General features: G+C 68.9%; 13 protein-coding genes. 1 reads left to right on the plus strand and 12 read right to left on the minus strand.

Annotation, left to right across the window (positions count from 1 at the left end; translation table 11 throughout):
• The 11 genes from VF542_RS04935 to VF542_RS04985 all read right to left on the minus strand — a co-directional run.
• On the minus strand, positions 1-786 hold a 786-nt coding region (locus VF542_RS04935), incomplete at its 3' end, for an FAD/NAD(P)-binding protein (RefSeq protein ID WP_408650595.1).
• Between the two features lie 15 nt (positions 787-801).
• Complete coding sequence (locus VF542_RS04940) at positions 802-2,034, minus strand: ATP-grasp domain-containing protein (protein WP_408650596.1); 1,233 nt, start codon at positions 2,032-2,034, stop codon at positions 802-804.
• Positions 2,031-3,542, minus strand: coding sequence for an argininosuccinate lyase (locus VF542_RS04945; protein ID WP_408650597.1), 1,512 nt, complete (start codon positions 3,540-3,542; stop codon positions 2,031-2,033). The genes VF542_RS04940 and VF542_RS04945 overlap by 4 nt, the downstream gene beginning before the upstream one ends.
• Positions 3,543-3,548: 6 nt before the next feature.
• A complete protein-coding gene (locus tag VF542_RS04950) occupies positions 3,549-4,607 on the minus strand; it encodes a pyridoxal-phosphate dependent enzyme (protein ID WP_408650598.1) in 1,059 nt (352 codons plus the stop codon).
• A gap of 14 nt (positions 4,608-4,621) precedes the next feature.
• Entirely contained in the window at positions 4,622-5,614 is a 993-nt protein-coding gene (locus VF542_RS04955) for a hypothetical protein (RefSeq protein ID WP_408650599.1), read from the minus strand.
• Positions 5,615-5,616: 2 nt separating this feature from the next.
• On the minus strand, positions 5,617-6,336 hold the full coding sequence (locus tag VF542_RS04960) for a class I SAM-dependent methyltransferase (RefSeq protein WP_408650600.1): 720 nt from the start codon (positions 6,334-6,336) through the stop codon (positions 5,617-5,619).
• A gap of 108 nt (positions 6,337-6,444) precedes the next feature.
• On the minus strand, positions 6,445-7,827 hold the full coding sequence (locus tag VF542_RS04965; RefSeq protein ID WP_408650601.1) for a class I tRNA ligase family protein: 1,383 nt from the start codon (positions 7,825-7,827) through the stop codon (positions 6,445-6,447).
• 51 nt (positions 7,828-7,878) lie between these two features.
• Complete coding sequence (gene ddaH, locus VF542_RS04970; RefSeq protein WP_408650602.1) at positions 7,879-8,724, minus strand: dimethylargininase; 846 nt, start codon at positions 8,722-8,724, stop codon at positions 7,879-7,881.
• Positions 8,725-8,751: 27 nt separating this feature from the next.
• Positions 8,752-10,053, minus strand: coding sequence for an ATP-grasp domain-containing protein (locus VF542_RS04975; RefSeq protein WP_408650603.1), 1,302 nt, complete (start codon positions 10,051-10,053; stop codon positions 8,752-8,754).
• Positions 10,050-10,421, minus strand: a complete 372-nt coding sequence (locus VF542_RS04980) for a cupin domain-containing protein (RefSeq protein ID WP_408650604.1) — start codon at positions 10,419-10,421, stop codon at positions 10,050-10,052. The genes VF542_RS04975 and VF542_RS04980 overlap by 4 nt, the downstream gene beginning before the upstream one ends.
• A 38-nt stretch (positions 10,422-10,459) precedes the next feature.
• A complete protein-coding gene (locus VF542_RS04985) occupies positions 10,460-11,755 on the minus strand; it encodes a lysine N(6)-hydroxylase/L-ornithine N(5)-oxygenase family protein (protein WP_408650605.1) in 1,296 nt (431 codons plus the stop codon).
• 408 nt (positions 11,756-12,163) lie between these two features.
• Between VF542_RS04985 and VF542_RS04990 the strand changes: the two genes are divergently transcribed.
• Positions 12,164-13,408 (plus strand): ATP-grasp domain-containing protein, encoded by a 1,245-nt coding sequence (locus tag VF542_RS04990; RefSeq protein WP_408650606.1) that lies wholly within the window; start codon positions 12,164-12,166, stop codon positions 13,406-13,408.
• 110 nt (positions 13,409-13,518) lie between these two features.
• Here VF542_RS04990 and VF542_RS04995 read toward each other — a convergent pair whose 3' ends face one another.
• The gene (locus VF542_RS04995) at positions 13,519-14,394 is read right to left on the minus strand and encodes a hypothetical protein (protein WP_408650607.1); all 876 of its coding nucleotides are present in this window, start codon (positions 14,392-14,394) and stop codon (positions 13,519-13,521) included.
• Between the last annotated feature and the right edge of the window lie 585 nt (positions 14,395-14,979).

The raw sequence follows: 14,979 nt of genomic DNA on the forward strand, positions 1-14,979 counted from the left end.
GCGGGAGTAGAACAGCAGTCGCGGCTCGGCACCACTCGGTAGGTAGCGCAGCCCGCCGTCCCGGCGTTCGAACCGGCCGCCGCGGCCGACGGTGAGGCAGGACATGGCATCCAGCGCGGACAGCCCGAAGCCGCCGATCGCCACCACCTGGCCCGGACGCACCCGGCCGAACCGCTCCGGCATCGGATACGGCCGAGCGATCAACCGGCCGCTCGGGTGCTCGGCGGCCACATTGTCGGTGTAGCCGGTGGTGAGGAAGACCGCATCGGCAGCCACCCAGCCGCCGGAGGCCAGTTCGATCCGGAACGGCGCGCCGGCCTGCACGCGCAGCCGGACCGCCTCCGCGCGGTGCAAGGCAACCTCCACGCCGGCAGGCAGCGAGCCGAGCAGTGTTTCGGCGAACCAGCCGAGGTACTCGCCGAGCAACCGGCGCGGCAGGAAGTCCCACGGCTGTATCCGCCGGCCGGCCGGGCCCACGCTGTACCCGTCATCGGCGATCCGCAGATCGCGAGCCAGTGCCCACTCGTGCAGGCTGGGCCCGGTCAGCCGGACGGTGTCGCCGACCGTGTGGTGGTCGGGGAACATCGAGACCTGTGAGCAGATCGTGTTCAGCAGCAGGTAGTCCGGCTGGTTCGTCGAGTGCACTCCGGCACCGTCGCCCACCGGGTCGATCAGTTCGATCCGTAACCGGTCGCCGGACTGGTCGGCCAGGGCGAGCAGCCGTTCCAGCACGCCCAGCCCACGCGAGCCGAGGCCGATGATGGCCACCGAGCGAGTTGTGGACATGGGCTGCTCGCCGGATCAGGACTCGGCCAGCAGCGCCGGTCGCTGCACGGGCTCGATCCGCAGGTGCACGCAGGCCAGGGCCCGGTCCGCTGCCGCCGCGGCATCGTGGCTGTCCCGGCCCACCGCGATCAGGTAACCGACCCGGTCACGGAACGAGTGCTCCAGAGTCAGCACGCCCGGTCGGCGGGTCAGTACCGCCTCGCTCAGCTGCGGACAGGCCGCCGCCCGGTCCAGGCCGTCGGCCGCGACGAAGTAACCGGACCGCTGCGCAACCAGGAACCGGATGGCCGATCCGGCTGCCCGGCTCGGCGCCAGCCGCACCGGCAGCCCAGCCGCGTTCGCGACGGCGGCCGCGATGAGATCGACCCCGGTGGCCGAGCGCACCAGGTTCGGGATCATGCCGCCGGCCAGCCGGGGATTCACCTCGATCACCGCCGGCCCGGTCGAGCCGAGCCGCAGTTCCACGTGCGCCGGACCCCATCCCAGACCCAGCGCGACCAGGGCCCGCAATGCGGTCTGGGCGAGCGCGGCACGCGCGGCGGGCGGCAACGGGGCCGGAAAGTCATGCCCGGTCTCGACGAAGTACGGCGAGGCGCCAAGGTGCTTGGCGGTGATGCCGACCACCTGGGTGCCGAAGGTTTCCACCGAGAACTCCGGGCCATCCAGACAGCTCTCCACCAGCACCGCGCGCTGGGCCGGAATACCTGCCAGCTCGCCGGCCAGGGCGGCACCCGCGCCCTCGGCCACCTCGCCCAGGTGATGGCACAGCCGTACCCCGACCGAACCGGAGCCCGAAACCGGCTTCAGCACCACGGGCAGGCCCAGTGAGCTGGCGAGCTCGACGGCCTGGTGAGGGCTGGTCGCAGTCGCGAAGGCGGGACCGGCCACCCCCTGCGCCCGCAGCAGCCGCCGCTGGGTGGCCTTGTCGCGGCAGGCGGCGATCGCGGCCGGGTCCGGATGCGGCAGTCCCAACCCGCCGGCCAATTCGGCAGCGGCGGCGGCGAAGTACTCCGAGCTGCTGGTGACCCCGACGACGCCGGCAAGCTCGTCCGCCGCCTTCCGGACGGCAAGCCGATCACCGGTGTCCAACTGGCAGGTGTCGATGCGGTTCTCGGCCAGGTAGGGATACCGGCCCGGATCGCGGGCGAACACCACCGGCCGCAGGCCGAGCCGGCGGGCGGCAGCGCAGAAGAGCTCTCCGGATCCGGTGGTATTGCTTTCCAGCAGGATCAGCCAGCCCGCGTTCATGCCGCCGGGCCGCCTGTCGGCAAGCCTGGTTCGGCCGCGCCGCGCTCGGCCGGACCCGCCGCCTGTCCGGCTCCGGTTGTCAGCGCTGCCACGTCGGCCGCCAGCTGTCGCGCGGCCTCGGCGAGTTCGGCGCGCCAGCCGCGCTGCCAGCGCTGATGGGCCTGCCAACGCTGCTCGGCTGCCTGATGGATGCCGGCGAACGAGCCGGGGCCGCCGCCCGCTACCTGCCGAGCAGCGGCGGCCGCGGCCGTCATGGTCGAGGGGTTCAGGTCATTCAGCCAGCCGGGTGGCCCGAAACCGGCGAGGTCGGTAGAACCGGCCGCCACCGCCTCCCGTACCGCGCTGCCCACCTGCTCGTGCGCGGTACGGAAGGCCACCCCATGCCCGACCAACTGGTTGGCCACCGCGGTGGCGTTGGTGAAACCGGCCTCGGCTCGTTCGGCCATCCGCTCGGTGTCCGGCGCCGCGGCGCTGACCAGTGGCTGACACAGCAGCACCGACTGCTCGCAGGCCACCAGCCCCGGCCAGATCATGGCGATCGCCTCGGTACCCACCTCGATCGAGTTGGTGAACGGGGTTGCCGACATGGCCGCCGCCGCCCCGGCCCAGGCGCCGATCGCCACGGCCGGCTTGGCTCGGATGTGCTCCAGCAGAAACACATTCCGCTTCTGCGGCATCGCGGAGCTGCCACCCACCAGCCGGTCAGGAAACCGCAGGAAGCCGAACTCCGCGGTGCTCCACAACTGCAGGTCCGCCGCCAACCGGCTGAGGGTGACGGCCACGCCCGCCACCGCGGCCAGCAGCCGCAGTGCGACATCACGGCTGGCCACCGCATCGGTGGCATGCCGGTAGCTGTCGGTGAAGCCCAGCAGTTCGGCCGCCCGCGCCGGGCAGATGGGCAGGTCGGTGCCGGCCACCGCCCCCGCTCCCAGCGGGCAGAGCCGCAAACCCGCCGCCGCCTGCTGCACGGCGGTGATATCACGGCCGAGCGCCTCGGCCACCCCCAGCAGGTAGTAGCCGTAGCTGATCGGCATCGCCGCCTGATAGTGGGTGTAGATCGGCATCAGCACCTCGGCATGCCGGCGGGCCCGGCTGAGCAGGACCGCCTCCAGCCGGGTCGCCTGCTCGAGAAAGTCCAGGGCCCACTCACGCAGCCGCAGTGCGGTCGCGGTCGCCTTCAGGTCGTTGCGGGAGCGGGCGGTGTGCAGCACCCCGCCGGTTTCCGGGCCCAGCCGTGAGATCAGATAACCCTCATACATCAGGTAGATTCCGCGCGGCGCCGGCCGGCCGAGCAGTGGCTGGAAGTCGCCGTTCCGCAGCGCGGCGATACAGCCCAGCAGCTGCCGCGCGGCCGAGCGCGGGATCACACCGCAGTCGGCGAGCATCAGCAGGTGCGCCTGGTCGATGGTGGACAGCTGACGCAGCTCCGCTGCCAGCTCGGTCGCCGACGGCTCACCGTACAGAATTCGCCGGGTCCGGACGCCGACCTCGGCGGTCAACCGCCCCACGTCGCGCTACCCGACGCCCGACAGCAACTGGTGGCCGCCGAGCACCTCGGCATAGGAGCGCCGCTGCCAGTCATAGCTGGTCCAGGCGCCCTGCGGGAAACGCGGGTCGGTGACGGCCACCGGCTCGGCCGGCAGCGGGCTGTCCAGGTACCCGGCCGCCCGCAGCCAGGCGTCGTCGTAGACGGTGTCCTGGTAGCGGTACCCCTCGTCCGGCAGCATCACCACGGTCAGCGCGTTCGGGTTGGCTGCGGCCCACCAGCGGGCCGCCAGGTACGCGGCCCCGCCGGACGGACCTGCGAACAGCGCGTGCCGCCGGTGCAGCTGCCGGGTGGCCTGGTAGGCGGCGACCGGCGCGCACCAGTGCACGCTGTCGAAGATCCGGTGGTCCAGGTTGGCCGGTAACACGCTCATCCCCATGCCGCGAAGCTCGCGATGCGCGTCGGCGTGCCCGAACAGCACGCTGCCGTGGGTGTCCACCCCGATCGCCTGGCAGTCCGGCAACACCGATCGCAGATTGCCGACGGTGCCGCACATCGAGCCGCCGGAACCGACCGGGCCGACCACGCAATCCACCTGGCCGAGGCACTCCAGCAGCAGCTCGGCAACCACCGCGTAGGACCGCGGGTTGTCCGGATTCGAATACTGCTCGGGACAGAACGTTGACGGGTAGGCGGCGCGGAGCTCGTTCAACCGGTTCAGTCGGGCCACCTGGAAGCCGCCGACGATAGTGCCGGCCTCCGCCGGCACCCGCTCGACCTGCGCGCCGAGATCGGTCAGCCGGCGGTAGAGCCGCTCGTCGATCACCGGGTCGCTGACCAGCACCACCCGGCGGTCCAGGTGCACCCCCTGCATGGCCAGCGCCAGCCCGAACGTGCCGGAGGTGGTCTCGAGGATGACGGTTGCCGGCTCCAGCAAGCCATTCGCCATTGCCTGGCGCAAGATGTAACGCGCCGGAATCATCTTCATCAGCATGAACGATGCGGCGTACAGGTTGGGCGTCAACCTGATCAGCCGGGGCAGCTGGAAGGCGTGGGTGGCCTCGTCGGAACCGGTTCGCAAGGTCATCGGAGACCGCCCTTCTATGCGCCGGCCGGAGCCGGCTGCCGGTCACCGCGCCCGGCTGGGTCGATGAGCCCGGTGACCGCCAGCCCCGCATCGGACAGGGCATCGGCGCACCGGTCGATGTTGGCGGCCACCTGCTCGGCCCGGGCGTCGAAGATCAGGCCTGCCACCGTGCCGCTGTGTGCGACCTGCACCCCACAGCCGCCGTGCTCGGCGCACAGCCGCAACAGCATCTCCAGCTGCGGTTTGGGCAGGTAGCGCTGGTTGATCCGGGCGCTGGCGGTGGCCACCCGGCCCAGCAGCGCCAGATCCGACTTGGCCACCGCCCGGCGCAGCGCCGCCCGCAGGACGCCGAACTGGGCGATCTCCGAACGGTCATACGGCGCCGGTGGCAGCCGAAGGGTGTCCACCTTCTCCTCCGGCGCGGTGTCACAGCCCAGCACCAGCATCGGCGGCAACTGCTGGCCGAACACCTCCAGCACGGTGCCCTCCCGCTGGGCGAACAGCACCACCTGGTCGCAGATCATCACCGAATCGGAGGCGCACTCGGCCAGCACCGCCAGTCGGGCCACTTCCTCCTTCTCCAGCGGGTGGCCGTGGCTGTCGGCGACGGCCCGGATGGTGGCGGTGACATCACTGGTGGACGATCCCATCCCGATGCCGTGGGGCACCGTGCTGGTGATCTCGATCTGGCCACCCTTGGCCGGCGAACGATAGCTCGGCAGCCGGCCCAGGGTGAGGATCGCCGCCCGGCGGACCTTGATCAGTTCCGATGGCCCCAGCACTCCGCCGTGGGTGTAACTCGGCCGGAACACCGCCCGGGTACCCAATGCCGGCTGCGGCAGGGTGACCAGCGCACGGTGCGGCACGCCGGCGTCGTCGAGGAACATCCCCTGCAGCAACTCGCCGTGGTGGGCCGGCGCGAACCCGATGCCGATCACCTCGAGGTTGGCGTGGCCGGCCGGGCCGGGTGTCCCGGCCGGCGGAGCGAGCAGCGTCTGTGCCGGCATCGCTATCCGGTCTTCCGGACGCGGAAGATCAGGCTCTCGTGCTGGTGGACGTAGTCCCGGTAACCGGGGTGCGGCGGCTCCCACCAGCTGGCCGTCTCCACCGACTCCGCCTGCTGGCCCACCGAGGCGAGCAACTCGCTCAGATCCTGCTCGTCGTAGAACTTGCAGTAGAAATCGGCATGATCTATGTAGGTCTTGGGCGCGATCTCGGTCATCGTGGCCCGGTCGTCGGCCACCTGGCAGTCGTTCATCGTCCACATGTTGGCGACGAGGCAGCCGCCCGGGCGCAGGATCCGGTGGAACTCGGTGAGCGCCCCCGCGGGCTCGGTCAGGTGCCCCAGCAGATCCCAGCAGAAGATGCCGTCGATGGCGGAGTCCAGCAGGCCGGTGTGGTAGGCATCGGTCCGGCTGAACACCACCCGGTCCCGCACACCTGCCTTCTCCGTCACCATCCGAGCGATGGCCATTGCCTTGGTGGACGTGTCGCCAGCCAGCAGGATGGGCGCGCCGGCAGCCAGCGGCGGCAGGTTTCGGCCGTCTCCGCAAGGAAGATCCAGAATCACCGCGGCACCTGCCGCTGCGAACAGCTCGGCCGCGGTCTGCGCGTACGGCACCGGCGGATCGCCCCATAGGTTCGCCTGGCCACCCAGCGCGGACGCGTCGTAGGCCCCGTCCCACCTGCCGATGGCGGCATCGTCCCGCGACGGCGATTCGGTACTCACCACTTACCTCCAGACAACCTGTCACTCCGAGCTGCTGTTCGCTCTGAACTGCTGTTCACTCCGAACTGCTGTCACTGCGAACTGCTGTCACTGCGAACTCCGCGGCGACTACCCGACCGGCCGGCCGGTGAGCGCCGCCAGCACCGCCGAATCCCGGCCCTGCCCCGCCGTCAGCCCCCCGAGCAAGCAGCGCACTGCGAGGGAGGAGTCGAACCCGTTCAGCCGCAGCGCATGCTCGGCGCGTTCGAGCTCGCCGGCGGCGAGCTGGACCGGCAAACCCGCACCGCCGATCCGGACGCCGCTGTCGTCGGCGTGCAACAACGGCCCCGCGTACTGGCAGAAGGCCTCGAAGGAAGCCTGGGTGAAGTCGCTCTCGTACCGATCCGGCCGGCACCAGGACAGGTACAGCCGCACCAGTTCCGGATCGTGTCCGGACAGGAACTCATCGGCCCACAGCGCGTGATTGCGGCTGGTGGAGAACTTCTGCCCCTCCAGCAGGTACAGCTCGTTCACCGTGGCGCCGCGCATCTTCGGCCCGGTGACGCCGGCGGCGGCGAAGACAGCCGGATACAGGATGCCGAAATAGAAGGCGTTGTCGATGCCGTTGAAGTGCCACAGCCCGGACAGTTGATGCCACGCGGCGACACAGGCGTCGACGGTGTCCGCGCCGGCATCCACCGCCCTGGCCGGGCCGTACAGGTAGCTCAGGCCGAGTTCGGCCGCGAAGTCAACCCGCATGCCGGCCAGCTGGCCGCCACCTTCGATGCCCCAGTCGGTCGGATAGGCCACCGGATAATCCGGCAGCGGGGCGCTCAGGTAGTGCGAGAGCACCCGGCGAACACGGGGCGGCAGTTCGGCCTGGGTCCATTCGGCAATCAACTGCGCGCGGAAGTCCTCCAGCCGCAGCACCGGCACCGTGCAGTCCATCGGCTCCGGCTCGCCGCCGCACCGGGCACAGACCGGCTGGACCAGGGTGGCCGCGGAGGTGAAGCTGCCACACGGTTCGCAGGACAACCCGTTGGCACCGCTGCCGCAGTGCGGGCACTTGCCCACCACGTAGGCATGGTGCATCGTCCGACCGCAGTCCGAGCAGCGGTGCAGTGTCATCGGCCGCATCCGGATCGCTCCGCGCTGCAGCAGTTCTTCGAGCATGCTGGTGACCGCCTGGCAGAAGCTGTCGAGCTCCGGGTCGATGAACAGGTCGTGGGAGATCCTGGCCGAGGCGAACGCCGAAGAGATCTGGGCCCGGTAGCCCGACACCATCTCGTACACGTCCACCCCGAGCGTTTCGGCCTTGGTCAGCACGAAGTTGGGGTGCACGTCGACGCCGGCCAGCGTGATGATCCGCTCGCCCCGGGCACGAGCGGCCCGCGCCGCGATGTCGGCAGCCAGGAACGGCCCGGACAGATGGCCCACATGCAGCGGGCCGTTCACCGTGGGCTGCGGAATCACGATCACCGTCGCGCCCGAGCAGTCAGCTGTAACGCTCACTTCTCTCACCTCTCCAGTTCCAGCTCACCGGCTTGCCGGCCGGGGTCGCGCTCAGGCGGCAGCAGCCGCGGCCGCTGTCTCGGGCACCAGCTCGAGCGTGCAGCACTTCACCGCGCCACCGGACTTGTGCAGCTCGGACATGTCAACCCCGACCGGGTGGTAGCCGTGCTCGCGCAGTACCTCGATCAGGTGGGTGGCGACCTGTGGCAGCACCACGTTCACCCCGTCGGACACCGCGTTCAGGCCGAAGGCTTCGGCATCGCGGCGGTTCGCCAGGATGGCGTCGGGATAGAGCCGGCGCAACACCTGCTGGCTGCCGACCGAGAACGCCTCCGGGTAGTACATGATGTGGCCCTTGCCGAGAATGGCCAGTGCGGTGTCCAGGTGGTAGAAACTCGGATTCACCAGCGTCAGGCTGACCACCGGCAAGCCGTACAGTTCCTGCGCCTCGTCGTGGGAGAGCCGGTCGGTCCGGAAGCCGGTGCCGGCCAGCAGCCGCTCGCCCTCGAGAAGGTAGTCACCTTGGCCCTCGTTGATGAACCGGGGCTCGTCGCTCACCTGGAAGCCGTTGGCCAGGAACCAGTCCCGGTACGCCGGCGCCTCGGCCGCCCGCTGCGGGTAGCGGTAGCGGGCGATCAGTGCCCGGTTGCCGATGACCGTTGCGCCATTGGCGGCGAACACCATGTCCGGCAGGCCGGGCACCGGGTCGATCAGCTCGATCTGGTGCCCGAGCGCCAGGTAGGTCTCCCGCAGCCGTTCCCACTGCGCCATTGCCAGGCCGGTGTCCACCGGCTTGCTCGGGTCCATCCACGGGTTGATCGAGTACCGGACGTCGAAGTACTCCGGTGGGCACATCAGGTACTGGCACCGGGCTCCCGGCGAGCTGTCGTAGGGCATGGGCTGGCTCCTGTCCCGTGTGGCTGGTCAGCTTGCCGGTGCTACCGGGCGCAGCCTCGCCCATGGAGTCTTGCTCCGGCCCGCCGGCCGGCCGGCCAGCTTCACCTCGATCAGGTCGACGTAGTCCTCCAGACGCTGCTTTGTCTGCTCGTGCGAGTCGCCGGTCACCACCAGGAAACCGAGGATGTTGTTGCCGTCCGGCGGACGCAGGATGGTGGCGCCGGGCTGCTGCAGGATGCGGGCCCGCAGGGTGTGCTCGGACTCGCTCACCTCGGACGGCACCACCACGTACTCCAACTGCCCACCGTCGCAGATCAGGCAGGTGCCCATCATGTGCACCCCGGTCGGCCGGTAGTGCCGGACGCTCGGCCGCACGCCGCGTGCCACATCCATGCTGGCCTGGATGGGGCAGTAGCCGGCGGTGACCCGCGCGACCAGGTGGAGCTCACCGCCGCCGGGCCGGGCAGCCAGCTCGAGCAGGTGCGGCCGGCCGTGGTGCATCCGGATCTCGGCGTGCATGGTGCTGCGGCGCAGGCCCTGGGCCTCGGCCGCCGCGGCGATGATGTCGCGGATCTCGGCCAGCTGATCCTCGCTCAGCGTGGACGGCGCGGCGTGCACGTCGTCATCGAAGGTCTCGCCCTCCATGGTGACCCGGTCGACCGCCGAACCGATGAACAGCTCACCGTCCCAGGCCAGTGCCTCGAAGAGGTACTCGTTGCCGTCCAGGAAGGACTCCACCAGAAGTCCTTGCGGGCCGATGTCTACGCCCAGAGCCTCCAGCTGGAACGGCAGCATCCGCTGGATCCCCTCGCTGGCATCGGCAAAACGCCGCTCGAGTTGAGCGGGGTTGTCGACCCGGAAGACGAAGCTGCTGCTCGCTCCCAGCGTCGGCTTGAGGATCGCCGGGTAGCCGAACTCGGCCGCCGCGGCCAGCGCCGACGGCAGGTCGGGCACGAACCGGAACTTCGGGATCGGCACCCCGCCGCGCTGGTGCGCCCGGCGCATCCGGAACTTGTTGCGGCTGTTGCGCGCGGCATCCAGGCCGATGCCGGGCAGGCCGAGCGCGTCGGCGACCACCGCGGTGGCGATCACGGACATCTCGGAGAAGGTGAGCACGCCGTCGAACTGCTCCACCGCGTGCCAGGCCTTGGCGATGGCGATCAGCTCGTCGATCGAAGCGGAGCCCGCCACCCGGCAGCGGCCCGGCCAGTAGTCTGGGTCGCCGACCCCCAGCAGCAGGTGCAGATCGCCGCCGAGCTCGTCCACCAGCTGGTACCTGGGAAACAGGTACTGAGCCCACTGTTGGGCCTCAACGGCGAGCAGCTTCATCGAGCACCCGCAGATTCGCTGTCGGCGCTGAACCGCACCGCCATCTGCGGATCCCACCAGACGCTGTACATCCGGAACTCGGTGTCGCCCACGTTGACGATCTGGTGCACCTCCCCCGGTGGCAGGTAGGCGGTGTCGCCGGCGTTGAACGGGCGAACCTGCTCGCCCGCGGAGATGGTCGCGGTGCCCTGCGTCGCGATGAACAGCTCATGCTCGTGATGCGCGTGGGGGACGGTCGCCGCGCCCGGTTCCAGGAGCGCCCACGCGCCCTCGAACGGCGCTCGCAGCGCCGGCCAGGGCAGTAGCCGCTGAGTCAGAACACCGTATTCCGCCTGCAGACTCTCCGCATCCAAGGTTCGGACGTCCATTGCCAACTCCGTCGTCGAGAAATTGAGGTGTACCGCCGTCAAGCGGGTACCGGGATGCTGGTGAGCAGCTCGGTGGAGGGCTGGGCGGCGAGCAGGTCGTCCACGATCTCGCCGGCGCGTACCGCGAGCACGCTGATCAGCGAGTCGGCGATGCCGTGGCTCTCCTCGTTGGTGCCCTGCAGGTAACAGCCAGCGCTCACCGTCGCAGGCATCATCGCCCGGTAGGCCCGGCTGACCATGAACCGCTCCACCCCGATCAGGTCGGCGATGGCTCGGGTGAGGGCCGGCAGCGTGCGTTCGAAGCCGGTGCCGAGCATCACCACGTCACAGCGCAGCTCGGTGTGCTGGCCGGTCATGTGCTGGGTCAGCGTGAGCACCACCTCCTCGCCCTCCATCCGGGCTTCGGTGATGTCCACCGAGGGGATCATCCGCAACCGTTGCTGACCGGTCAGCCGTTCCAGGTACATCTGCCGGTAGATCGTGTTCAACAGCTCCGGCGTCACGCCGGCGTAGTTGGTGCGCCGCATCTCCTGCAGCACCCGCTGTCGCGCTTCGGCCGGGGCTCCGTAGAAAGTGTCGGTGAACGAAGGGAAATACAGTTCGTTGGTGAACTGGCTGGTCTGGTAGTACCCCAGCCCGACCGTTCGCATGATCATGGCGCACTGGGCGGCCGGCATCCGCTGATAAGTCTCCCAGAGCATCTCTGCCGCACTCTGCGCCGCGCCGACGACCGCCACCCGCAGCGGCGCGGCATGGTCGAGCATGCCGACCCGGTAGGCGTACTCGGTACTGTGGATGACCGCTGTCTTGTCCAGGCCCTGAAAGATCTCCGGGATGTGCGGGTCCCGGCCGACCCCTACCACCAGGTTGCGTGCGGTGGCCACCGAACCGTCAGACAGTTCGACCATCCATCCGGTGATCTCACCGGCCGCCGAACGGACCACGTCCACCCGCATGCAGCGGCGCCCGTACCGGACCTGGACCAGCGACAGCGAACGAGCGACCCACTGCAGGTAGTTGGAGATCTCGAGCCGGAACGGCAGCAAGCTCGACATGTTGATGAAGTCGTGCAGTCGATCGGTCTCGTAGAGGTAGTTGATGAAGGAGAACCGGCTGCGCGGGTTGCGCATCGTCACCAGGTCCTTGAGGAACGAAACCTGGCTCTGCGCCCAGGGCAGCAGCATTCCGCGCTGCCAGACGATATCCTCGTGCTGCTCTATCACCAGGCACTTTCGGGCGAAGTCCGACGGTGCCATTTCCTCGATAGCCACGGCGAGGGCCAGGTTCGATGGGCCGGCGCCGATAGCCAGTAACTCGACCTCCGGATATTCCAAAGCAGACACCTCACGCTCAGCCGGATAGACATCGTGAAAAAGCCGATAAACATGGCGAAATAAAGTGATGGCGAAGAATGAAGCCGCTCAGGCGGCATTTCCCGGGTGCCCTCGTTTGGCACTTACCGATGGGAGCGACATTACTCCGGCACGGGCCGCCGTCAATAGCTTCTTGCACCATGTCTACTTGTCAATGATCAAATTCTCGGCAGCCTCGCGGGCCCCTGGCAAAGTGCTGCGCAGCGCGCCGTTACATTGGTCCCCGGTCGTTTCTTGGCTGTGCTCGCCAGCTGCTTATGGCAGCATTGCCGCTACCCCTGAGGCTGCTGACTCGGTCATTTGTGGGCGGATCGACCGGCTGAGAATCTGTACGCCCCCACGCCTGCGGTACTAGAGGAGATGAGCGGCATGAACGGTCATAACGAACCGTCCCGACGTCGGCTGCTGGTGGTGGGCACCGGCGGCCGGCCGTACCGGGAGTACCTGCTGGCCTCGATTGCCGCCCACTATCGGGTGCACCTGCTTATCGGGCACGAGGCGGACTGGGAGCGCCAGTACGTCGAGGGCTGGTCGGTGGTGGACTTCGGGGACACCATCGGCGGTGAGCAGATGATTCTGGCCGCAAAGCAGGCCGGCGCGCAGGACCCGTTCGACGGGGTACTCACCTGGGACGAGGCGCGGGTGCTGCAGGCGGCCAAGGTCGCCCAGGCGCTCCAGCTGCCCGGCGGCGATCCGGAGATGGTGCTGCGCTGCCGGGACAAGTACCTGACCCGGACCGCGCTGGCCGCGGCCGGTGTGCCCCAGCCACGCTCGGTGATGGTGTCCTCGGCCGCCGAGGCGCTGTCGGTCGCGGCTGAGATCGGCTACCCGGTGGTGCTCAAGCCCCGCGCGATGGCCGCCAGCCTCGGTGTGGTCCGGGTGGACGACCCCGAGCAGCTGGCGACCTATTACGGCTTCGCCCGGGACACCACGGTGCCCGGCGCCTGGCGCTACGACCTGGTGCTGGTCGAGGAGTACCTCACCGGTCCGGAGATCAGCGTGGACTCGGCCGTGCAGGCCGGCCTGGTGCTGCCGCTGTTCCTGGCCCACAAGCAGGTGGCGTACCCGCCCTACTTCGAGGAGGTCGGGCATCTAGTGACGGCCGGTGACCCGCTGCTGCGCGATCGGCAACTGCTGCGCATCCTGCAGGACACCCACGACGCGCTGGCCTTCTCCGACGGCATGACGCACACCGAGATCAAGCTCACCCCGGCCGGTCCCAAGGTGGTGGAGGTCAATGCCCGATTGGGCGGTGACCTCATTCCCTACCTCGGCCAGTGCGCCACCGGCATCGAGCCCGGCACGGTGGCCGCCGCGGTAGCCTGCGGAATCAGCCCGGCGGTCACCCCGATCCGGAGCCGGACCGGTGCGGTGCGGTTCTTCTACGTCGACAAGCCGGACACCATGATCGAGGAGATCCGCTTCGCGGCCCTGGACTGCCCGGCGCTGGACCTCGCCGCCGCGCTGGCGGAGCCCGGCGAGGTACTGTCCCCGCCGCCGGCCGGTACCACGTTCGGCCGGGCTGCCTACGCCACCGCGGTGGCCGAGAGCCAGACCGAGTGCGTCGCCGCGCTGGACGCGGCCGAGCGGGCACTGATCATTCGCGGCCGGTGAGACGCGAGCTGACCGCCCGGAGGGCTGGTGCCGCTCCGGACGGTCAGCTCCGAGCTGCCACTTCGGCCCGCTCCTCGCTCGTTCCTCGCTGCGATGCTCCCTCTCCGAGGTCAGTGCAGGGTCACCACTTGGTGCATGCCCATGTGCGCGTGGGCCAGACCGGTCTCATCACTGGGCACGTAGCAGGCCAGCGCGTACTGGCCGGGTGGCAGGTTCATGTGGAAGATCGCGAACTGGCCCGGTGACATCGCGTTGAAGCCGTGCTGGATATCGGTCCACGGCGACGGCCCAGGAAGCGGCTTGCCGGCGTCCAGTGCCGTGTAGAAGTCGCTGATGTACTGATCGGTGACGCCGGCGTGAATGGGCCGGAAGACTGCTTCGTGCAGCTCGTCACCCTGGCCGTAGACGAGGAAACTGCCCGTGGCCGAGAAGTCGGTGGGTGCGGCGAAGACCGGCATGCCGTCGGGGCTCATGTACATGCCGATCACCGAGTCGAAGCGCGGCATGGGGAACCAGCGCATGTGCCCGACCACCTTGAGGGTGTGCACCTTCACCGGGGTCGGGAGGTTGAACTCGGCGAAGTCGACCAGGTAGTAGGTACCCCGCGTCAAGGGAAGGGAGGCCTCCTGCGGCGCGTAGGGGCTGGTCACCACGCCGCCCATCAGCGTGCCGTCATGGATCAGCTGGCGGGCACCCAACGCGGTGGCGGCGAGGTCGTTGGACAGGCCCAGTTGGAGGTCGTGCAGCACCTCAGCCAGGGTGTGCCCGGGATTGACCCGGAACACCTCCAAGGCGTGGTAGTCGCTGTCGGCCGACCCCACCCGGAATGTGATCCAACCGGCATGCAGCTTGGTCGGAGCGGTGAACTGCCGAGTCGTGCTCATGGTGATGTCGACGGTCTGGATGGACTTGTGACCCCGGGCTGCACTCGGCAGCACCTGTCCGGGATGGGCACCGGCTGCCGCGGCAGGGCTGGCGGCGGACACCAGCGCTACCGCGAGTGCTGACGCGGCAATCCCAAACGTCCGTTTCCGTAGTGACATGCGAATTCTCCCTTTGCTTGACGACGACTGTTGCGGACGGTGTTTCGTTAACATCACGAATAATTCGAATTCCATAGAAGCGCTTTCAGCCGCCTCGGAGACTTCTTTTCCGCAGGCGCCGTTGTTTGCGCATGCAATTGCATATCCGCAGACAGGCGTAAGTGTCAGCAAGCGGAATGGCGGGAAGGGGAATACCCCATTTCAAAAACCCCTTATCGCGGATGCTAGGAGCCGCTTCTCACCGCTGTCAATACCCTTTGACTGCTGAACCGGAGGGGGCTGGTGGTCCTCGCCTCAGTCACCTACGGCTGCATTGATCATGTGCGAGGGGCTATTGACGGCGCTGCGTGCGTGTTGGCACGATGAGGAAATCAAGGAGGCATGTGCCATGTCGCGTGCACTTCGTAATTACCTTTTGACGGCGGGTAACTTCGGGTGCCGTCCGGTCGTTTCCGACGGTACTGCGATGAACCGCTGATGGCTGCCCTGACCCAAGCCCGGCCGGTGGACGAGGCCGGCATCTGGATC

The organism is Jatrophihabitans sp., assembly GCF_036389215.1.
In the GTDB taxonomy this organism is placed as follows: domain Bacteria; phylum Actinomycetota; class Actinomycetes; order Mycobacteriales; family Jatrophihabitantaceae; genus Jatrophihabitans_A.